General features: G+C 50.4%; 15 protein-coding genes. 7 read left to right on the forward strand and 8 right to left on the reverse strand.

What is annotated here, in order from left to right; genetic code table 11:
* Positions 1–2: 2 nt before the first annotated feature.
* The 3 genes from ICL55_RS20725 to ICL55_RS20735 form a co-directional block, all read right to left on the reverse strand.
* Positions 3–1985 carry a TonB-dependent receptor plug domain-containing protein gene (locus ICL55_RS20725; RefSeq protein WP_188100888.1) on the reverse strand — a complete coding sequence of 661 codons (1983 nt, stop codon included), beginning with the start codon at positions 1983–1985 and terminating at the stop codon, positions 3–5.
* Positions 1986–2058: 73 nt separating this feature from the next.
* The gene (locus ICL55_RS20730; RefSeq protein WP_188100891.1) at positions 2059–3321 is read right to left on the reverse strand and encodes a sensor histidine kinase; all 1263 of its coding nucleotides are present in this window, start codon (positions 3319–3321) and stop codon (positions 2059–2061) included.
* A 15-nt stretch (positions 3322–3336) separates the two neighbouring features.
* A complete protein-coding gene (locus ICL55_RS20735) occupies positions 3337–4008 on the reverse strand; it encodes a response regulator transcription factor (protein ID WP_188100895.1) in 672 nt (223 codons plus the stop codon).
* Between the two features lie 760 nt (positions 4009–4768).
* Here ICL55_RS20735 and ICL55_RS20740 point away from each other — a divergent pair.
* On the forward strand, positions 4769–5368 hold the full coding sequence (locus ICL55_RS20740) for a DUF4974 domain-containing protein (RefSeq protein WP_188100897.1): 600 nt from the start codon (positions 4769–4771) through the stop codon (positions 5366–5368).
* A gap of 7 nt (positions 5369–5375) precedes the next feature.
* On the opposite strand, the gene ICL55_RS20745 is transcribed toward ICL55_RS20740, so the two are convergent.
* Together ICL55_RS20745 and ICL55_RS20750 are read right to left on the reverse strand one after the other, a co-directional pair.
* Complete coding sequence (locus tag ICL55_RS20745; RefSeq protein ID WP_188100900.1) at positions 5376–6215, reverse strand: transcriptional repressor TCF25 family protein; 840 nt, start codon at positions 6213–6215, stop codon at positions 5376–5378.
* Between the two features lie 129 nt (positions 6216–6344).
* The gene (locus ICL55_RS20750; protein ID WP_343067837.1) at positions 6345–7130 is read right to left on the reverse strand and encodes an AraC family transcriptional regulator; all 786 of its coding nucleotides are present in this window, start codon (positions 7128–7130) and stop codon (positions 6345–6347) included.
* Between the two features lie 127 nt (positions 7131–7257).
* Here ICL55_RS20750 and ICL55_RS20755 point away from each other — a divergent pair, with 127 nt between their 5' ends.
* The 3 genes from ICL55_RS20755 (at position 7258) to ICL55_RS20765 (ending at position 12807) form a co-directional block, all read left to right on the forward strand.
* The gene (locus ICL55_RS20755) at positions 7258–9672 is read left to right on the forward strand and encodes an ABC transporter permease (protein WP_188100906.1); all 2415 of its coding nucleotides are present in this window, start codon (positions 7258–7260) and stop codon (positions 9670–9672) included.
* A gap of 83 nt (positions 9673–9755) precedes the next feature.
* Positions 9756–10244, forward strand: coding sequence for a GNAT family N-acetyltransferase (locus ICL55_RS20760; RefSeq protein WP_188100908.1), 489 nt, complete (start codon positions 9756–9758; stop codon positions 10242–10244).
* A gap of 187 nt (positions 10245–10431) precedes the next feature.
* Positions 10432–12807: an ABC transporter permease gene (locus ICL55_RS20765; RefSeq protein WP_188100910.1), complete on the forward strand. Its 2376-nt coding sequence runs from the start codon at positions 10432–10434 to the stop codon at positions 12805–12807.
* On the opposite strand, the gene ICL55_RS20770 is transcribed toward ICL55_RS20765, so the two are convergent.
* The gene (locus ICL55_RS20770; protein ID WP_188100912.1) at positions 12785–13162 is read right to left on the reverse strand and encodes a winged helix-turn-helix transcriptional regulator; all 378 of its coding nucleotides are present in this window, start codon (positions 13160–13162) and stop codon (positions 12785–12787) included. The genes ICL55_RS20765 and ICL55_RS20770 overlap by 23 nt on opposite strands.
* Before the next feature lie 126 nt (positions 13163–13288).
* Here ICL55_RS20770 and ICL55_RS20775 point away from each other — a divergent pair, with 126 nt between their 5' ends.
* Both ICL55_RS20775 and mgtA read left to right on the forward strand, forming a co-directional pair.
* Entirely contained in the window at positions 13289–13930 is a 642-nt protein-coding gene (locus ICL55_RS20775; protein WP_188100914.1) for a hypothetical protein, read from the forward strand.
* A 206-nt stretch (positions 13931–14136) separates the two neighbouring features.
* A complete protein-coding gene (gene mgtA, locus ICL55_RS20780; protein ID WP_188100916.1) occupies positions 14137–16848 on the forward strand; it encodes a magnesium-translocating P-type ATPase in 2712 nt (903 codons plus the stop codon).
* Positions 16849–16974: 126 nt separating this feature from the next.
* On the opposite strand, the gene ICL55_RS20785 is transcribed toward mgtA, so the two are convergent.
* A complete protein-coding gene (locus ICL55_RS20785; RefSeq protein WP_223151534.1) occupies positions 16975–17502 on the reverse strand; it encodes a DinB family protein in 528 nt (175 codons plus the stop codon).
* Positions 17503–17646: 144 nt separating this feature from the next.
* On the opposite strand from ICL55_RS20785, the gene ICL55_RS20790 reads away from it, so the two are divergent.
* Positions 17647–18165: a DinB family protein gene (locus ICL55_RS20790; RefSeq protein ID WP_188100919.1), complete on the forward strand. Its 519-nt coding sequence runs from the start codon at positions 17647–17649 to the stop codon at positions 18163–18165.
* 23 nt (positions 18166–18188) lie between these two features.
* On the opposite strand, the gene ICL55_RS20795 is transcribed toward ICL55_RS20790, so the two are convergent.
* Positions 18189–20282: a heavy metal translocating P-type ATPase gene (locus ICL55_RS20795; protein ID WP_188100921.1), complete on the reverse strand. Its 2094-nt coding sequence runs from the start codon at positions 20280–20282 to the stop codon at positions 18189–18191.
* Positions 20283–20485 lie beyond the last annotated feature (203 nt).

The following is a 20485-nucleotide window of genomic DNA, read 5'->3' on the forward strand; positions in this document are numbered from 1 at the left end:
TGTTACAGGTCGAATTTAACCGACAGGTTGATGGTACGGCCGTCTATAGGGCCCCACAACTGCGCAAACTGAGGGTTGTTGACAGGGCCGGTGAACAGCGGCATGTGTTTTCCCTGACGGGCGTCGAACACGTTTTCACAGTTGAGCACCAGCGTTACATGTTCCCCGAGTTTACGGGACACCATGGCTGCCCAGAACCAGTAGTTGGGCGCTTTCTGGTTGTTTTCCAGATACTGGTTGCCTATCCAGCTGTTTTCAATACCGAAGCGCCATTGCTCTTCTATCTCATAGGCGAGTGTGGCGGCGAACTTGTCCTGTGGTGCAAAAGCTACTCTGGTGGAGGGAGCGTCGGTATATTTTGATACGGTGTGGTTGTAGCCGAGGTACAGCTCCAGATGGTCGAGTTCCATCCTGACATAGGTATCGGTACCCAGGCTGTTGACAGCATATGGCTGATTGGCCAGCATTACCCTGGTAGGATCGGTGGCACTGCTTACCGGCAGGATAGGATCTTTGATATGGGTGTAATAGAACGCCTGGTTAAGGGTGACGTCTACTTTACCAAGCGTCGTGTGGTAGTTGCCATCGAAGTTGAGGCCTTCACTTCTTTCTGATTTGAGGCCGGCAGCCAGCGGCAACAGGTTACGATAACCGATGGTCTGTGTTTGTGCAGAGAAGATGGCGGGTGATTTGTAACCGGTACCACCACTGAGGCGCAGGCTGAGGTCTTCCACGGGTTTGTATACGAACGCGAGGCGTGGCAGCACGTACCAGCCGAAGACATTGTGGTAATCGGCACGGAGACCGGCTTCGGCCATTACTTTATCGGAGAAATGGTAGCCGTCCTGCACAAAGGCGCCCATAGTGTTGTAGGTATAGTTGCCCAGCAGGGTGCTGTCGCCATTAGCGCGACGATATACTTCGCCGGTGTTGTTGAGGCCTACTACCCAGTCATGACGACCGCTTTTTTTGTTATACGCCGCTTCCAGATAAGTATTGGTTTGCCGGCCGTTCAGCGGGAAGTTGCCGGCGATGTTTTCCAGATGGAAGAAACTACCCACGCCTTTCACGGTGAGGGTACCGCCACCCAGATTTTTGCGGGTGAACTGCACATCTGCGCTATGGCGTTCGCTGTTGTTGCTCTCGGTATAGCTGTGCAGATTGTCAGCATGATGGTTGAGCACCTGCATATCACCGCCTTCCCTCTTTTCGATGGTGCCGGTATAACCCGCCACGAGCGTGGTGTTGGCGTTAGGGTACCAGAAGAAGCGGGGGTGAAGGAGGTATTGCCGTACGCGGGGCACATCGCTGAAACCATCGTCATTTACATCTACCGGATTTTGGGTAGTAACGCCGGCGAAGAGGGTCAGTCCGGTTTTACCATACCGTTGGGAATACCAGACGTTGCCGTTGGTTTCTTTCAGCGTGCTGCGGTTGGCGAGGATTGTCAGTTCCGGTTTGGCGCCCGGCGTTTTGGCCACGAAGTTGATCATGCCGGCGATGGCGCCGCCGCCATACAGTGTAGACACGGAGCCTTTGATGATTTCTATCTGTTTCAGGTCGAGCGGTGGAATGGCCAGTACGCCGAAGTTACCGCTGAGGCCTTCATATACCGGCATACCGTCGCGCAGCAGCTGGGTGTATTTACCGTCCAGGCCCTGCATACGGATGGCATTGTTGCCGCTGACGGCGGAGGTGTTCTGGATATGTATCACAGAGAGATCGCCGAGGATACTGGTAACGTTGCCGGGTTTGATACCGCCTTCTTCTATCATTTCTTCGCGGCCCAGTATTTCCACTTTCATCGGCAGGTCTGCAATGCGGCTGTTATTACGGGTAGAAGAGATAATGACTTCATTAAGATCAGCTACTTTGCTGATAGTGTCTCTGTGAACGGTGTCTTTAACGGGAGCGGTTACACGTTGCTGCGCAGTGGCAGACAACATGGCGATACAAAGGGCTCCTGTTACAATAAACGGTCGCATGAATGTATAAACTTTGGTGATGGATGTTTTTTTACATCACAAAGAAAGAAATACAATCTGGTGCAAATCTGTACTAGCAGGAGGCGGTAAAAATATGCAGGCCGTTGAGATACTGATAGGTGATCTGAATATGATAGGTTTCTCCTATTTTTTTAACGATGGCCAGCCCCAGTCCGTTGGAATTGGAATACCCCTGGTTGCTTTTCCTGAACCGCTGGAATACGTTGGCAGCCGGTATTTCCGGCAGGTTGCTGGTATTGGAGATGGTAAATGTTTTTTCCGTGAGGGTGATATGGATACGACCGGTGGGGTAGTTGTACTTAATAGCGTTACCCAGCAGGTTGCTGACCAGGATGTCTGCCAGTGCCGGGTGCAGGGGCCATGGGGCGGAGGCTACCAGGTTGGTGGCTACGGTCAGTTCTTTTTCCCGGATGAGTTCTTCAAACAGGGAGAGGTATTGAATGAGGACCAGATGCAGGTCCGGTTGTTCCGTAACGGGGTACTGCTGGTTTTCTATTTTGGCGAGCAGCAGCAGGTTATGATTGAGCCGGGAGAGGCGTTGCAGCTCTTCGCTGGTTTGGCCGATATTTTTCAGCTGGTCTTCTGAGAGGTTTTCATCCTGTAGCAGCAGTTCCAGTTTGCTCTGGGCAATGGCGAGTGGTGTTTGCATTTCATGGGCAGCATCTTCTGTCAGTTCTTTCATATTGATGTAGTCCTGATGGATGCGGTCAGTCATCTGGTTCAGCGCTTCGTTGAGCTGATTAAATTCATGAGTAGGGGTGGAGGCAAAACGCCTTGCTTCCATTTTATTGAGCTGTAGATGCCTGATTTTATCCAGCGTGCGATAGAAAGGACGCCATACGTTACGGCTGATGAACCAGTTGGAGAGGACCACAAAAACGAGCAGTCCGCCGAAGGCGAGCAGCATCACATAGATAATGTTTTTCAGCAGGTCATCTTTTTCGATCATGGATTTACGCAGTATCATCTGATAGTGTTTTCCATGGATGCTGATCACCTGCGACAACTCGCGGAAGGGCGCTTGCGCGTCTTCTGTTTCCTGATAGAGGGTGACGCCTTTGAGTTTAAATTTCCGTTGTACCGGTTGGTCGGTGGGGATCAGCTGGAACTCCTGGGTCCGGAACCGGAAGATGGGATTGTCGATGCTGGCGGTATCAAGATAACGTAGCCATTGCAGCTGATCGTTGGCCAGCTCTTCATCTGTTTCATGTTTAATTTCTTTATTGAATTTATGAAACAGGAAGAAGGCGCCGGCCCCGAACACGGGCAGCATGATGATGATAAAGTATAAAGTGGTTTTAGTGAGCAGTTTCATGCGGCGTATGTCAGTTTAGCCGAAACGGTATCCGGTACCGTATACGGTTTTGATATAGTCTTCTCCGCCGGCTTCCATCATTTTTTTGCGGAGGTTTTTGATATGGGTGTAGATGAAATCGTACGAGCCGGCCTGGTCGTAGGCGTCGCCCCAGAGATGTCCGGCCAGTGCTGATTTGGTGACTACCCGGTGTTGATTGGCGATGAAATAGACCAGCAGCTGGTATTCTTTGCCGGTTAGGGTGATGGACTTATCATGTACGAGTACTGTTTTGGATGCGGGGATGACCGTGATTTCAAAGAAGCTGATGCTGGTATTGCCGTCGAAATTTTTGCGGCGCAGCAATGCATTGATGCGTGCATTCAGTTCCGATAGGTGGAACGGCTTTGTCAGGTAGTCATCGGCGCCGAGCTCCAGGCCGCTGAGTTTATCTTCCAGGGAGTCCTTTGCGGAGATGATGATGATGCCGGCTTTGGATTTGAGCGACTTCAGTTCGCGGATTACATCGAGGCCGCTGCCGAAAGGCAGGCCAATGTCTGCCACGATGCAGTCGTATTCATAGTCGGTCACTTTATCGATCGCCTCCCGGAAATCTGCGGCCACTTCGCAGACGAAGCCCTGGTGCTCCAGGTATTCACGGATACTGTTACGTAAGGACGGTTCATCTTCTATGATCAGCACTTTCATTCTGTAAAATAACTGTTGGAAAATAACTGTGGTAGCCTGTCGCAGGCAGGTGCAGCAAAAGTAGGGATTAATTCTAAAGCAAACCTGTACCCAGGGCTAAGGGCCCCGGAATATACGGGTGAAAAGGACGGTATATGTTTTGTGTTTATTTTGAATATAATTAATTTATAAAGTGTAATATGTTTATATTTGATGGCACTTTTTACCGATCACCTGATAAGTTGAGATGGCCCTGCATAACTGACATATGGTAGGATGGATATATGATATCATCGATATGCAATGCTAATAAGACCTATGGCCGGGAAAAATCGTGCACCGGATAAATCAGGTAATTATCATGTTTATCATCGTGTAAATCCGGATGGTATTTTTTATCGTTTATATCTACACAGATATCTCAATGATGTACGGAAATTAAGTGCAGAAGCCCTGAGCTGCAGGGTAAAATGAAGGAAACATGCAGCGGACAACGTGCTGACAGCAAATAAGTACGAACGAACAAGTAATGAAATCACAACGATAAGCGATAGCGTAGCATTTGATGTCCCGGAATAGTAACCGGGATTGTAGGATGAATGTATGACGAAGAAGATACCCTTACCATGACAACCCTTATTGTGAACTTACCGTATAATGTTTACGGGGCTTAAGCCGTATACCGGCTGGCCTGTATTGTCGGCTTTTTATACTATACCTGATGAAAATCGGTATCCGTATGGGATACCACTGATGTTTTGATACTCAAAAACACATGACATTGAGCAACAAAGAAACCAAAGAGCTGTTTGACCTGATGGACCAGGTACCCAATGCCCGGCGGGTAGCCCGTGAATACCGGCGTTTGATGAAAGAAGGTAAGATAGATCCGAAAAAGGATGTAACGGATGCCGGCGCGGGATGGTTAGCCGTAGAGGATGAACTGCTGCAGGATGATAAAGCTAAATCGGTTAATTACAAGATACCCGGCATATGCGTCAGTATTATTCTGGCGGGACTCTGTTGGAGTGGCTGGTGGCAAAAGCGGCATGAAAAAGAGGTGATCCGTCAGCTGGCTTTTAATGAAAGAACGGCTGCGGGCGTGTTTCATGACCCGCTGTATGTGCAGTTGAACGGCGTGAAACGCAAAGACGGGGTTTATACTTTTCACAATGCGTCGCTGAACGATATCAGGGGAATGATTGACAAACGCTTTGCGATCAAGGTAATTTTTGATGAGCCGGAGATGTCTGGTCGCCGCTTTACCGGATGCATGGACCCTTGTCAGTCGCTCGATGCCTTTATGAACGTAGTGAAATACAGCAGTGCGGTGGATTATTATTTCAAGGGTACTACGTTACATATCCGTTCTTCACAATAGCCGGACATCAGGGAAGGCCTGCGGGCGCTCCCGTAACGGAGCGGATGAATTTTTTCAATCCTTTTTCCCTTTGCCATAATTCTCTGGAAGCGAGCCAACATACAAAAGCTTCCTGTCTGCTACCGGGCGGTATCTGCGCCTGATATTCCGTGAACTCATCTGTGGGAAACTGATGGCTGGACTTCAGCAGCTCTGCTGCCATATGAGGCCAGGCCTGTTGTGCTTCGAGGAACCGTTCTTTGGCCTGCGTGGTCAGTCCCAGCTTATAGAAGGCCAGAAAAGAAAAAAATGTGTTCTCTAATGTACGGTTGCCGGCGGGTTGCTGCTGATACCAGTTGATATAGGCTTCATACCGGCCAAGATGCATGTAACATACCGGCAGGAGGGCGGCTGCGTGGGTATCATCCTGTGGGTTGATCTTCAACAGGAAGTTGATTTTGTCCAGCGCCCGTTCGTAATGCTTTTCTTTGATATACTCCGGAATGACCGCGTGGAGCGCGCGCAGAAAAGGCCGGTTTTCCAGCATGCACCAATAAACATGATCGGTGCCCGGCCGGAAATCCGCGGGCAGCGCTTCTATACAGAACAGGTGTGCCCTGTGCATGAGGGCATTCCCCTCTATGTGACGGCCGGTCCTGTTCAGGACCACTGCCAGCGACAGCAATGCATCGATATGGCTGTTGCCACAAGCCAGGATGATTTTACGGAATACTCTCTCCGCGGCCAGCGGCCTCGTGTCCATGATGTCCATCGCGTGCAGCAGTTCGCTGTGATAGGCTACCAGTACAGCTGGCTGATGAAACACCCATGTGTCGTCTTCTTTAGTGAAATACGGTTGCCCAGGCATATCATCCATTTTTTTAGCGATTAACCATGTTGCAAGAATACAGCTTATCAAGTTGGCAATTGTTAACCACTTCTAAACGCGGGCAATTATTTTAAGATTTTTTTTGTCACCTGCTTTTCATCTGCCGGGTTATTTCCCGGAGGCGGCTTTCTCCATGATGCTGGAAGGCGCTTTACCAGTATATTTGCGGATTTCGTTGGTGAGGTGGGAGTGATCGTAGTAGCCATAGTCGAAGGCTATCTGCAAGAGGCTGCTATCGGGATTTTTGCGGATGTGCTGGTGGACGGTCTGGTAGCGCACGATATTGGCAAATGCTTTAGGGCTGATGCCGGTATGTTTGAGGAATTGGCGTTCCAGCTGCCGGGGCGTGAGGAAATGAGCCCGGGCGAGGTCGCCGATTTTGATGCATCCCCGATGTTGGTAGATAGTATCTACTACGGGCAACATATCGCGGGAGCCATGGGTATTGCGTTCCAGGAAGTATTGGTCCAGTACGGGAATAAAATGATCGCCCGCCTGCAGGAGCAACGGTACCAGCTCCTGTCCGAACTCGATACATTCATCGGCCGTATCCTGTAAGGGCAACCGGAAGAAGGAGTTAAAAGCAGCAGGCTTAAAGCGAATGCCGATCATGCGTGTCATGCCCGGTTGACACGAATCCGAGTAGCGGGTCATGGTGCCCACCAGGTATGCTTTTTCAGAGCCGAGCCACTGTTGTTGCGCAGTACCGGCATCACTGATCGCCGCATCGCCCAGGTTGCAGATAATATCCACACAGCCATCGGGCAGTATACGGCCTACGGCCGCGGAACCTGTTGCCGAAGTAACGGTCCAGTAGGCATCTATGTATGGTTCCAATAGCGGATGTGGTTTATATTGCCGGTACATAGGGTAAAGGTAAAAAGAAACGTTCATTATCGGACAAGTGGTGTGCGGTAATGACACAGCCCGGGAGAGACGCAACGGCGCGACGTCCCGTCTGGAAAGGCCATCTACGGGTGGCAGATTTATTGTAAGGTGACCGGTGCCAATTTTTCTTCATATGCTGAAAAACTATATCAAAATAGCCTGGCGGAATATCAGCCGCAACAAGGTGTTTTCTGCCATTAATATTATGGGGCTGGCGATTGGTATCGCCGCTTCCCTGTTGATCCTGCAATACGTGTCGTTTGAACTGAGTTATGAGACATCGCATGAAAAAGCGGACCGTATTTACCGCGTACGGCAGGAGCGTTATGAAAAAGGACAGTTAACTACCAGTTGGGCCGCCGGCGCCTATGCGGTGGGCAATCATTTTAAGGATGCTTTTCCGGAGATAGATGCCTATGTAAAACTGGTGAAACAGGAAGCGGTGATGCTGGGCAACGAACAGCGAAGCGTAAAGGTGGGAGAGCTTTATTGTGCCAGCAGTGCCTATTTCTCCGTATTTACCACGCCGCTGATCAGTGGGGATCCTGCAACAGCACTCACAGAGCCCAATACGGTCGTGCTTTCCGAGAGCATCGCCCATAAATTGTTTGGGCAGGAAGATCCGGTGGGTAAAATAGTCCGCCAAAACCATCGCCGTATTTTTAAGGTAACAGGCGTATACAAAGACATGCCTTCCAATACGCACCTGAAAGCAGAAGCGCTGTACTCTTACGCTACCTTCCTGGATATGGTGAAGCCGGATGATCCCGAATCAGGGTGGCAGTGGGATGGCTGTCTGACCTACCTGCTGCTTCGCCCGGGAGCAGTACCGGAAAAGCTGGAAGCCAAGTTCCCGGCGCTGGTGGCTAAATATTACGACGATGTGCCCAAAGAGTTTACGACAAAATATTTTCTCCAGCCGTTAAAGGATATTCATCTCTATTCCCATCTGATGATGGAAACGGAGACTAACGGACAGGGCAACACGGTATATCTGTTGATGGGTATCGCGCTGTTTATTATTGGCATTGCCTGGATCAACTATATCAATCTCGCTACGGCCCGGGCTATTAACAGGGCGGTAGAAGTAGGCGTGCGCAAAGCGGTGGGTTCTCGCAGATCTCAGCTGGTGGCCCAGTTCATGATTGAATCTGTGATGCTGAACGGGATGGCAGTAGTGATGGCGCTGTTCCTCGTCGTATTTTCCATTCCGCTTTTTAATAGTGTGACAGGGCAACAGTTATCTTTTTCGCTGTTGTATGACCGCCTTTTCTGGACGGTATTAAGTGTCCTGTTTATCGTTGGATCTTTCCTGTCGGGCATGTATCCGGCGTTTGTGCTTTCCCGTTTCAAACCGGTGGTGGTGCTGAAAGGCAAGGCTATTTCGTCCCGCCAGGGCAGCACGCTGCGTAAAGCATTGGTGGTGGTGCAGTTTGCCGCTTCCCTGTTTTTGCTGGTGGGCATGCTTACCGTTTTTAAACAGATACAGTTTATGCGTTCGCAGCAGCTGGGCATTAATATTGCGCAGACACTGGTGGTAAAACCACCGATCATCTACACTGATTCCACTCTAATGCAGCAACAACAGGCATTCAAGGAACAGTTGATGCGCGAAACAGCTGTCCATAGCGTAACGGTATCTTCGATTGTACCAGGCGAAGCTTCGATTGTCAATGCCGGTGGTATACGCCTGATTGAGCAGAACAGAAATGAAGGCAAACAGTTCCGCGCCATTTTCGTGGACTATGATTTTGTGCCTGCTTATCATCTGAAGCTGATCGCCGGCCGTAATTTCGACCGCGACTTTGGCATGGACGGGGCAGAAGGTGCCGTGGTATTCAACAGGACCGGTATCCGCAGGCTGGGCTTTGATCGTCCTGACGCCGCGATCGGCAAGCTCGTTTTCTTTTGGGGAGACACGTTAAGGATTGCCGGCGTGGTGGAGGATTTCCATCAACAATCTTTACATGATGCTTATGAGCCGCTGATTCTTCGGCTGCGTGCTGACGTGAAAGGATATATTTCTGTAGGCATATCACCGGACAATGTCAATACTACCATTGCTACAGTGCAACGGAACTGGAATACTTTTTTCCCTTCCAACCCCTTTGAATATTTTTTCCTGGACGAACATTTTGACGAGCAATACAAAGCAGACCAGCGCTTTGGAAAAGTGTTCGGCATCTTTACCACACTGGCCATTCTGGTGGCATGCCTTGGATTGTTCGGCCTGGCTTCCTTCACTATTGTGCAACGGACCAAGGAGATCAGTATCCGTAAAATACTGGGCGCTTCCGTATCGGAGATTGTACAACTGTTGTACCGTGAATTCGCTATACTGATCGTGATCGCTTTCGGGATCGCAACGCCGATAGCGTGGTTCAGCGTTACACAATGGCTGAACGGTTACGCTTTCCGGACAACGCTGTACTGGTGGCTGTTTGCCATTCCTTTTGTATTGGTGCTGCTGATCGCTTTCCTGACGGTGAGCTTCCAAAGTATCCGTGCTGCGCTGGTGAATCCGGCGCACAGTTTACGATCTGAATAGTTGGGTTGAAACAGATAAAATCCGACATTTACTATCGCTATAAAGTGAATGTTTATCTGTTAACAAAAATCCAATCGGTACATATGGAAATCACGATAAGAAAGGCGGTAAAGGAAGACCTGCCCTTGCTGCTTACTTTTGAGCAGGGCATTATTACGGCAGAAAGGCCCTATGATCCCACGTTGCAGGATGGCGCCATTAGCTACTACGACGTGGCCAAAATGATAGAAGCCGATAATGTGGAGGTGGCGGTGGCCGTAGCAGGCACACAGCTCGTCGCTTCCGGATACTGCCGTATCGAGCCTGCTACCAGGCCTTATCTTAAACATGATAAGCAGGCGTATGTAGGTTTTCTGTATGTAGATCCGGCCTATCGTGGTCAGGGCATCAACGGAAAAATCCTCGCCTTTCTGAAAGAATGGGCCTATTTACATGATATACTGGAAATGCGCCTGGACGTTTACGCTGATAATGATGCTGCTGTAAGGGCCTACGAGAAAGCCGGATTCAAAAAACACCTGATCGAGATGCGGATGGATTTGAGAGATGATCCTACTTATCTCGCACAATGATCATGATATCAAGATAATACCGGCCAGCCTGGGCATTTCGCACCACAGGCTGGCCGGTATTGTTTATGCGCTATCCGCAATTGAACAAAACCTGTATCAAAAGCGGACATTTTTAACAATGTGCGATATGTATATTGTTGGATATTAATACATTTATTGTTGGCATCCGATTGGAAAATCTGTCATCATGATTACCAACTACATCCGGACCGCTGTCCGCAGTTTATGGAAGAACAAAGTATACAGCTTCCTGAATATTTTCGGGTTGATGACGGGCATTGCCTGTGCCGGTATTATCTTCCTATGGGTGGAAGATGAAGTGCAATACAACAGTATGCATGAAAAGAAAGACCGGTTGTATGTCGTTTTGCAACATTGGCAGTACGATGGTTACAAACGCACTTTCTGGTCTACGCCCGCTTTGATGGGGCCTGCGATCAAAGCAGAATTCCCGGGAGTGGCGAATATCTGCCGGACAACAGAGGAGCCGGTGTCAGCGATGTTCAACAATGGCAGCACCGCTTACTACGCATCGGGGATGTATGCAGACAGCAGTTTGTTCAGCATGTTTACCTTTCCTTTTGTGGAAGGAGATGTTCGTACCGCTTTCTCACAGCCTTATTCCCTCGTTATAACGGAAAGGACTGCACGCAAATTTTTCGGGCAGACCACCAACGTCACGGGTAAGATGCTGAAGATGGACAACAAGCAGGAGTACATGGTGACGGGCGTCCTGAAAGATCTGCCGCAGAATTCCACGCTGAGGTTTGAATGGCTCGCTCCTTTCCAGACTTATTTTAATCAAAACAAATGGTTGACATCATGGGATGCCAATGCAGTCAATAATTTCGTGGAAATGGTACCCGGAACAGATGTGGCAGCATTCAACCGGCAGCTGGCGGCCTATGTAAAAGCAAAATTCAGCAGGGCTGTTACCACTCCTTTTCTGTTTTCGATGAATGACTGGCGTTTGCGCGGCGACTTTGTTGATGGTAAGCCGGCCGGCGGACGTATCGGTTATGTGCGGCTGTTTACCATCATCGGCTGGATCATCATTTTTATAGCTTGTATCAATTTTATGAACCTGGCCACCGCGCGTAGTGAGAAACGTTCCAAAGAAGTAGGGGTACGCAAGGTCCTGGGGGCCGGTAAAGGTAGGCTGATCGTGCAGTTTATCGGTGAGGCCATGATGATGTCTTTCGTGGCCACGTTGCTGGCTGTGGTGATCATCAGCCTGTTGTTGCCGGCATTCAACGCCATGGTCGGCAAAGAGATGGTGTTGGGGTTGCAACATCCTTCGCATTGGGCAGCATTGCTGGCGATTGCGGCGGTAACCGGACTGGTGGCGGGCAGTTATCCCTCTCTGTATCTGTCGTCCTTTAATCCGGTAGCGGTGCTGAAAGGGATCAAAATGCCCGGCGGCAGTGCCGCTTTTATCCGCAAAGGACTGGTAACGGTGCAGTTTACGGTGTCTATCGTATTAATCATCTCCACTATCATCATATATCAGCAAATAGAACATGTGAAGAGCAGGAAGCTGGGATATAACAAAGACAAGCTGTTGGAAATGAATGTTACCGGCAGAATGGGGCATGACTTTGCGGCCATCCGCCAGGACCTCCTGAATACGGGCCTGATAGAGAATGCGGCAATGTCTGACCATGTGACCATTGAAGGCGGCAATAATACCAACGCCTTCCGCTGGGCCGGCTCGTCGGACAAGGGCATCCTGATCTCCAACAGGAGTGTGACACCGGCGTTTTTCGCTACTTCCGGCATGGAGCTGAAAGAGGGGCGCGACTTCCTGCCCGGGGCCACAGTAGACAGTTTCAGCGTAGTGATCACCGAATCGCTTTCCCGGATAATGGGTGCTGAGGGCAATATTGGCAGAAACCTGCTGATACCGGACGAAGGAGAAGTGAACTATTATCCCTATCGCATTGTAGGGATCGTCAAAGACTATGTATATGGAGACATGTATGGCAAGCCGGACCCGGTAGCGTTCTTCAAGCGGGACAATGGTCCCCGGGTGATGTATATCCGTGTGGCTGCCAACGCTGATCCGGAACAGGCGGTGAAGAGTATTGAACAGGTGATGTCGAAAGACAATCCCGGTTATCCGTTTGCTTTCCGTTTTGTAGATGAACAGTTCAATGCCATGTTCAGCAGTGAGCAGCTGATAGGCCGGTTGTCGCGCGTATTTGCTTCATTGGCCATCATTATTTCGTGTCTGGGATTATTTGGCCTTGCGGCGTATACGGCGGAGCGAAGGACCAAAGAGATCGGCATCCGCAAGGTGCTGGGCGCCAGCGTGGCGGGCATCGCCCGGTTATTGTCCATGGAGTTCCTGAAGCTGGTGTTGTTATCAGCGGTGATCGCGTTTCCGCTGTCATGGGGAATCATGGCGCGTTGGCTGGACCAGTTCTCGTATCGTACCGCTATTCACTGGTGGGTGTTTATCCTGGCCGGCGGTATAGCTGTGCTGATCGCGCTGGTAACGATCGGTTACCAGGCCATCAAAACGGCCACACAGAACCCGGTCAGGAGTTTACAGGCTGAGTAGACGCCATAATATGGCGGCGGTGTTCCTGGCCCCAGTCCATCAGCTGGAAAACAATCTTCTCCAGTGTTTTTCCGTAGGGAGTGATTTCGTACCGCACCGTCACCGGTTTGGTGGAGCAAACGGTGCGGCTCACCAGCAGGTTAAGTTCCAGTGCCTGCAGTTCCCGTGTCAGCATTTTGGCGCTGATGCCTTCCACTTCCTGTTGCAGTTCGGAGAAACGTTTCTGTCCGCGGCAGCAGAGCACTGCAATGATCAGTACTTTCCATTTGCCCTGAAGGAGCTCCATCGCATCGTTCAGGGCTCTTGTTCTTCCTTTATAGTCACATTCCGGGTACCGGTTGATATATGGTTTCATGGTAGTTGTTATTGAGAGACAGGTACAAAAATAAGCTATCTGCCGGTTGATAAGATTTTTACCGATAATATGGGGTATTCATAATATGTATTAAATTTGCGTATTATTTGCTCAAACAATACTCCAATGACCCGTACCTATCTATTCCTGTTAGCATCTGCTATGCTCCTGTTTGCCTCCTGTTCCAAAGACGAGATGGCCGGTCCCGATCCGGACCCCACTGTAAACCCGCCAGGCACTAACCCAACGAATAAGTTGATAGGTACATGGAAATTTGCCGGCGTGGAATTAAAGGGGCAGTCGGTCACATCATTTACGGATGAGGATGGGAGTTCTTTTAAAGGGCTGCTCGACATTGACTATATCAGCACCGGCAACAAAGGCACCGTTACTTTTGATGAGCGGACGATGACATCCAAAGATCTCAGTTATACCGTGGATTCAAAAGTGAAGAGTGCCACCTACGTTAATGGAGTGCTCGTGGCATCACAGGAACTACCATGGGGTGTTACGATGCCGGCTTCTGCAAGCACTGCGGGATACGAACTGCGGGCTAATGACTCGCTGTACAGCCAGGCTGCCAGCGTTTCCTTTCCCGGCGTAGAGGGCCCGCTGCCCGGACAAGAGATGGCCGCCAAAATAAGCTGGAAAGGAGATACGCTGGTATTAAAGTCACACATCCTCTATGCTAAAACTACCATGGAAGAAGGTGTGCCTACAGCAGTCAACTACAACCTCGATCAGGTGACCAAGCTGGTCAGAAAATAATTGCTGCCGCTCTAATGAATTTCTAATATTTTTCTAAAGCCCCTCTAACAGCCTGCCAGCGCAGGCTGTAGTATTTTTGTCCTGTCAACAAACCTTTTATCACTATGGACGCAGGACCCGGACATACCGGTAATGTAAGCCAGGGTGCCCTATTTTCTTCCTGATAAGAAACCGCCCCCGGCTGACCATTAAATTATTCTACAGTCATGATCAGAACAGCAGCAGGCAGCATCAGGCGGCACATACCCTTTACCCAACAGGTAACAGCAGACGGATTTAATGTACTGGCAGCCAAAAAGCTCCGCCATGTAGCGCGGAGCGACAGGGCCGGCACGATGACCCTGTTGGACAGCCAGGAAGGCGGTCTGACAGAAAACCAGGTACAGACCAAACGCAGGTTGTTTGGTCTCAACGAGATCACCCATAAAAAAGCCCCTGCCTGGTACAAACAATTATTACAGGCGTTCATCAACCCATTTATCGGTGTGCTGGCCGTGATTGCCATTATCTCCTTCATCATGGACGTATGGCTGGCGGCCCCGGGAGAGCAGGACTATAAAACCGTCACCGTGGTAGGCGTGATGGTAGTCCTTAGCTCCGTACTCCGCTTCTGGCAGGAATTCCGTAGCAATCGTGCTGCAGAAAAACTTAAAGGCATGGTGAAAACCACTGCCATGGTGCTGCGTAACCCGGAAGGGGCACAGGAAATACCTATTCAGCAGATTGTGCCCGGAGATATTTTTCTGTTGTCTGCCGGTGACATGATACCGGCAGATTGTCGCGTGCTGCAATCCAAAGACCTGTTTGTAAGCCAGGCGATGCTTACCGGTGAAGCGCTGCCGGTGGAGAAACAGGAATTCAGCATCGCAGACGCGGAGCGCCGTGTCCCTTTTGAACTGGAGAATATTTGTTATCTGGGCACCAACGTGGTGAGTGGCGCAGCTACCGCCATCGCCATCAACACCGGTGACCAGACTTACTTTGGCTCTTTCAGTAAAACCCTGACCAGCAAACGGGCGGAAACCAGTTTCGATAAAGGCGTGAACAGTGTGAGCTGGTTGCTTATCCGCTTTATGCTGGTGATGGTGCCGCTGATCTTCGTGATCAACGGACTGGTAAAACACGACTGGATCTCAGCATTGCTTTTTGCTATAGCCGTTGCCGTGGGACTTACCCCGGAAATGTTGCCCATGATCGTTACCGCCAACCTGGCCAAAGGTGCGTTGAGCATGAGCAAACGTAAAGTGATCGTGAAAAGGCTGAATGCCATCCAGAATATCGGCGCCATGGATATTCTGTGTACCGATAAAACCGGAACACTCACCATCGACAAAATAGTGTTGGAAAGGCACCTGAACGTATTGGGACAGGATGATGAAGAAGTGCTCAAATGGGCCTATCTCAATAGTTACTATCAGACAGGGCTGAGAAACCTGCTGGACCAGGCAGTGCTGGAACATGTGGAAGTACATGAGCATATTCAGGCAGGCCACCGTTTCACCAAGATAGATGAAATACCATTTGATTTCCAGCGCCGCCGTATGTCCGTGATATTGCAGCAGCGTAATGGTAAGCACCTGCTCATCTGTAAAGGTGCTGTGGAAGAGATGCTGGCCCTTTGTTCACATGCTTTTAACCCCGGAGAAGACAAAGAACTGCACTCCGAAAATGATAACGTGATGGCCCTGGACGAAGGTATGCGTAACCATATCCTTCGCATTTCCCGCAAGCTCAATGAAGAAGGGCTACGGGTATTACTGGTCGCCATTAAGGAGTTCGACAACCGTGCACTTACCTACGGCGTGGCGGATGAAAACAACATGACACTGACCGGCTTCATTGGTTTTCTGGACCCGGCCAAACCTTCAGCCCAACCGTCTATTGAAGCGTTGCAGCAGCTGGGCATTACCCTGAAAGTACTGACCGGCGACAATGAGATCGTTACCAAAAAGATCTGCCGGGACGTAGGGATACCAGTCAACAATATCTTGCTGGGGCCGGATTTGGATAATATCAGCGATGCTGAGTTGACAAAGGAAATCGACAATATCAGCATTTTTGCCAAACTCAGTCCGCTACAGAAAACCCGTGTGGTGAAAGTATTGCAACAGAAGGGACATACCGTTGGTTTTATGGGCGACGGTATCAACGATGCGGCCGCATTGCGCGAAGCGGACGTGGGTATCTCTGTAGATACCGCAACGGATATAGCCAAGGAAAGTGCCGATATCATCTTGCTGGAAAAAGACCTGATGGTATTGCGGAAAGGCGTTATCTACGGCAGGCGTACGTTTGGTAACATCATCAAATATATCAAGATGACCGCCAGCAGCAATTTTGGTAATATGTTCAGCATGTTGGGCGCGAGTGCTTTTCTGCCTTTCCTGCCCATGTTGCCTATTCAGTTGCTGGTGCAGAATCTGCTGTATGATATTTCCCAGATAGCCATTCCCTGGGACCGGATGGACAAAGCATATCTGGAAGAACCGAAGAAGTGGGATGCTTCCGGGATCGCACGGTTTATGTTTTTCATCGGGCCTATCAGTTCTATTTTCGACTACCTGACATTTGCGCTGTTGTTTTTCTTCTTCAAAGCCAATACACCGGAGCATCAGGCATTTTTCCAGAGTGGCTGGTTTATAGAGGGGCTGTTATCACAAACGCTGATCGTGCATATGATCCGTACGCGTAAAGTGCCGTTTATCCAGAGCTGGGCCACCGCGCCGGTGCTGGCGTTAACCACGCTGGTGATGGCCATTGGTATTTTGTTGCCATTCAGTCCGCTGGCGGCAGCGTTAAAAATGCAGCCGCTGCCTGTTCCGTATTTTCCTTTCCTGTTCGCTATCCTGGCAAGCTATTGTGTGTTAACCCAATTAATTAAAAACTGGTTCATCCGGCGTTTTCACAGCTGGCTCTAGCCCAATAGAAATTACGAATGATGAATGACGAATTACGAATTGAGGGTTTCCTTTTTGAGAAAGGTACTAAGTAACCTCTCTATAAGCGGACCCTCAATTCGTAATTCGCAATTTGTAGTTCGTAATTTATTTCACGCCGTTTGCGGAGTTCCAGGATCCCTGTTCCTTGCGGACGAAGATGATCTGTCCGGTATGATAGGCATTGTGTGCTGAGATATTGGCGATGTTTCCTGCGGCGGCAGCGAGTGTTTTCTCGTCTGCTTTTTCCACGAATGTTTCCAGTCCGGTGAGTATCTCGTCCAGTTTTTTTACGGCTGTTTCCCAGCTTGCCTGGTCTACGCTGGCAAACGTTTCGTTGTTGTCGCCATTGAAGTCTTTGACTTCTTTTCCGAGGAATTTGTTGAGCTGCCGTTCGTTCCAGAAAACGAGGTGTTGTACCAGTTGCCCTACAGAATGGTTGCCGCTGCCATCTTTCCAGTTGGCCTGTTCGGCCGTAAGGCCTGCCACGGCAGTGTTGGCTGGCACGAACCAGTCGGCCTTGTTGTGTGTGCTGCGGAGTTGTGTCAGTAAAACAGATTTCAGGGTAGGCGTGGCCGTTTGTCCGAATACCTGAACGGACACCAGTACCATCCATAAGGAGAGTAGCTTTCTCATAACGCTGTTGTAATTGATTTGGGGGATGAATTAATAAGATGAAGGTAGCTGCTTCGAGTGGTATGCGCAAGTGGAAATGTATGAGCGGAAAAACGAGCAACAATTCCGTTTACAGGGCGTTACAGTTATAGGAGGCTTTTTATTATGACGGAATTATTGAAATGGTCTGATCGCCGCTTTCAGTTTGGACATACGGTCGACTACATTCCTTTTTTCATGGAGCGGTTGCGCTGTACAGCGCCCCGGCTGGAAGAGGCGACGGTGCGGGTGCCGGAGGACATCATGGAGATCCACGAAAATGACAAGTGGTCGGTGAAAGAGCATATTGGTCATCTTTCAGACATCGAGCTGCTACACGATAAGCGGCTGGAAGACCTGCTGGCGGGCCGTGACCTGACACCGGCTGACCCTGAAAATAAAGTCACCGTGGCAGCCCATCACAATCAATATCCGATCAATGACCTGGTTTATCATTTTCGGCAGGTGCGGGATAATTTCCTCAAGCAGGTAGAGCATTTTTCGCCGGCAGATCTGGAGAGAAAGGCGATGCATCCGCGGTTGGGACAGGTGCTGTCGCTGGCGGACATGCTGTATTTTATTGCCGAACATGACAATCACCACCTGACGGTGGTGGCGACTTTTCTGCGTAAGCATTATCCGTGAAGCAGGATAGAAAAAATCCCGGGTTATTTTCCCGGGATTTTTTTATTGTAGGCGAGAAGTCGCAGTCCGTTGAACACCACTACCAGTGTAGAGCCTTCGTGGGCCATTACCGCCGGGCCGATGGAGGCGATGCCGGTGATGGTAAGGGGGATGAGGATGGCTACCATGCCGAGGCTCATCCAGAGGTTTTGTTTGATGATTTTGCTGGCTGTTCTGCTCAGGCCGATGGCGAAGGGCAGGAGGGTAAGTTTGTCGCCCATAAGCGCGATATCTGCCGTTTCGAGGGCCACGTCCGAACCTGCCGCGCCCATCGCGATGCCGACGGTGCTGTTGGCCATCGCCGGTGCGTCGTTGACGCCGTCGCCTACCATGGCGACTTTATGTTCATCACGGGCCAGTTTTTGGATGGCTTCCACTTTCTGTTCCGGCAGCAGATTTCCCCAGGCGTCGGTCAGGCCGATTTGCCGGGCTACCGCATCCGCCACCTGCTGATTGTCGCCGGTGAGCATGATCATACGCTTTATTCCTGCGCTTTTAAGCGTTTTAAGCACTTCTGCCGCTTCGGGGCGTGGAGTGTCCATCACCGCAATAATACCGGCGTAAACGGTCCCTTTTCGCACCACCATGGTCGTATGACCGCCACGTTCCAGTTCCTGTACCTGTGTGGTCAGTTCCGCAGCAGGGCGGTATTCATCGAGTGATTCAAAGAGGGCGAGGTTGCCGATGTATACGGGAGCGCCCTGCCAGGTAGCTTTGATACCTTTGCCCAGTACTGCTTCCAGTTGTTGTGCTTCCGGGAAGGAGGTGTCGCCGAGTTTGGTTTTACCATCGCGGACAATTGCCTTTGCCAGTGGGTGATCGCTGAGTGCTTCCACGGCCACGGCTGCCTGCAACAGGTCCGTTTCGCTGTTGCCGTTCATGGGTATGACGTTGGTCAACCGTGGCTTGCCTTCCGTGAGCGTACCTGTTTTATCGAAAGCTACCGCGGTGAGGTTGCCCAGGTCTTCCAGCGGCCGGCCGCCTTTGATGAGCACGCCCATGCGGGCAGCCCTGGCCACACCGCTGAGTACTGCACTCGGGGTGGAGATCGCCAGCGCACAGGGACTGGCGGCCACCAGTACAGACATAGCGCGGTAGAAGCTGGCGCTGAAGGGCTCGTCGAGCACGAGGAAAGCGAAGCATAACAGGAGCACCAGTATCAGCACTGCCGGCACGAAGATGCGCTGGAAGCGGTCGGTGAACTGCTGCGTAGGTGATTTCTGGGATTGCGCTTCATTCACCATTTTCACCAGCCGGGAAATAGTAGAGTCGCTGGCAGGCTGGCTCACCATGATTTCGAGGGAGCCGTTGCCATTGATGGAACCGGAAAATACTTTATAGCGGGCATTTAAATCTTTAACCTGTTGCAGTGCGTTAGCAGGATCTTCCACCGGCATTTTATCTACCGGAACACTTTCGCCGGTGATAGGCGCCTGGTCTACACTGCTGGTGCCGGCCACCACGATGCCATCAGCAGATATCTTGGTGTTGGGCCTTACCACGATGATGTCGCCGGCTTTCAGCCCGGAGGTCTCTACTTCTTTGGTGCCGCCGTTGGTTTTGAGCAGTGCCGTTTTAGGCGCCAGGTCTGCCAGTGCCGTGATGGATTTACGGGCTTTTTCCATGGCGTAATGTTCCAGCGAGTGGCCGAGGCTGAAGAGGAACAACAGCAGGGCGCCTTCTTCCCATTTACCCAGAATAGCAGCGCCGGCAGCAGCTACCAGCATCAGAAAGTCGATTTCAAAACCGCCTTTGGAGATCGTTTCGATCGCTTCTTTAGCGGTGTAGAAGCCACCAAAAATGTAAGAAGCTATCAGGATGGGCAACAGTCCGCCTTCCGGCATTGTTCCCGCGGCAACGAGCGTACGTCCGAGTATCCAGGCGATAGCCAGTGTGGCGCCACACAGCAGGCTGAAATATAGTTCAGTGTTTTTACCGAATATCATCATCGTATGGGCGTGACCGTGATCATGGTCATGATTGTGGTCATGTTTTTCTCCGGGCTTATGTTCATGGCCGCCGTTGCAGGCGTGGGCCGGTTTGGGAGAAGGAGGCGTTGCGGTCATATTTTCTTTCATGATAACGCTTTTATGGGCACAAAAATGCTGTTGCACGTCATAACGTACAGGCAGTGTCAATGATGTTTTGTTATTGGAATATCATCAGGGTATGCGGTATGATAGTAGCTCTTATCCGCATGTCACAAAATTAAGAATTCCCGCAATGCCCGCCCATTCTATTTTTACACCGTCGTTGCAAAAAGGAGGCGTTAATATCCGTA

The sequence above is a fragment of the Chitinophaga varians genome (assembly GCF_014529945.1).
Classification (GTDB): Bacteria; Bacteroidota; Bacteroidia; order Chitinophagales; family Chitinophagaceae; genus Chitinophaga; species Chitinophaga varians.

Coding starts and splice junctions, on each gene's coding strand:
- ICL55_RS20725 (WP_188100888.1), bottom strand. CDS start 1,985: ATGCGACCGTTTATTGTAACAGGAGCCCTTTGTATCGCCATGTTGTCT.
- ICL55_RS20730 (WP_188100891.1), bottom strand. CDS start 3,321: ATGAAACTGCTCACTAAAACCACTTTATACTTTATCATCATCATGCTG.
- ICL55_RS20735 (WP_188100895.1), bottom strand. CDS start 4,008: ATGAAAGTGCTGATCATAGAAGATGAACCGTCCTTACGTAACAGTATC.
- ICL55_RS20745 (WP_188100900.1), bottom strand. CDS start 6,215: ATGCCTGGGCAACCGTATTTCACTAAAGAAGACGACACATGGGTGTTT.
- ICL55_RS20750 (WP_343067837.1), bottom strand. CDS start 7,130: ATGAACGTTTCTTTTTACCTTTACCCTATGTACCGGCAATATAAACCA.
- ICL55_RS20755 (WP_188100906.1), top strand. CDS start 7,258: ATGCTGAAAAACTATATCAAAATAGCCTGGCGGAATATCAGCCGCAAC.
- ICL55_RS20760 (WP_188100908.1), top strand. CDS start 9,756: ATGGAAATCACGATAAGAAAGGCGGTAAAGGAAGACCTGCCCTTGCTG.
- ICL55_RS20765 (WP_188100910.1), top strand. CDS start 10,432: ATGATTACCAACTACATCCGGACCGCTGTCCGCAGTTTATGGAAGAAC.
- ICL55_RS20770 (WP_188100912.1), bottom strand. CDS start 13,162: ATGAAACCATATATCAACCGGTACCCGGAATGTGACTATAAAGGAAGA.
- ICL55_RS20775 (WP_188100914.1), top strand. CDS start 13,289: ATGACCCGTACCTATCTATTCCTGTTAGCATCTGCTATGCTCCTGTTT.
- mgtA (WP_188100916.1), top strand. CDS start 14,137: ATGATCAGAACAGCAGCAGGCAGCATCAGGCGGCACATACCCTTTACC.
- ICL55_RS20785 (WP_223151534.1), bottom strand. CDS start 17,502: ATGAGAAAGCTACTCTCCTTATGGATGGTACTGGTGTCCGTTCAGGTA.
- ICL55_RS20790 (WP_188100919.1), top strand. CDS start 17,647: ATGACGGAATTATTGAAATGGTCTGATCGCCGCTTTCAGTTTGGACAT.
- ICL55_RS20795 (WP_188100921.1), bottom strand. CDS start 20,282: ATGAAAGAAAATATGACCGCAACGCCTCCTTCTCCCAAACCGGCCCAC.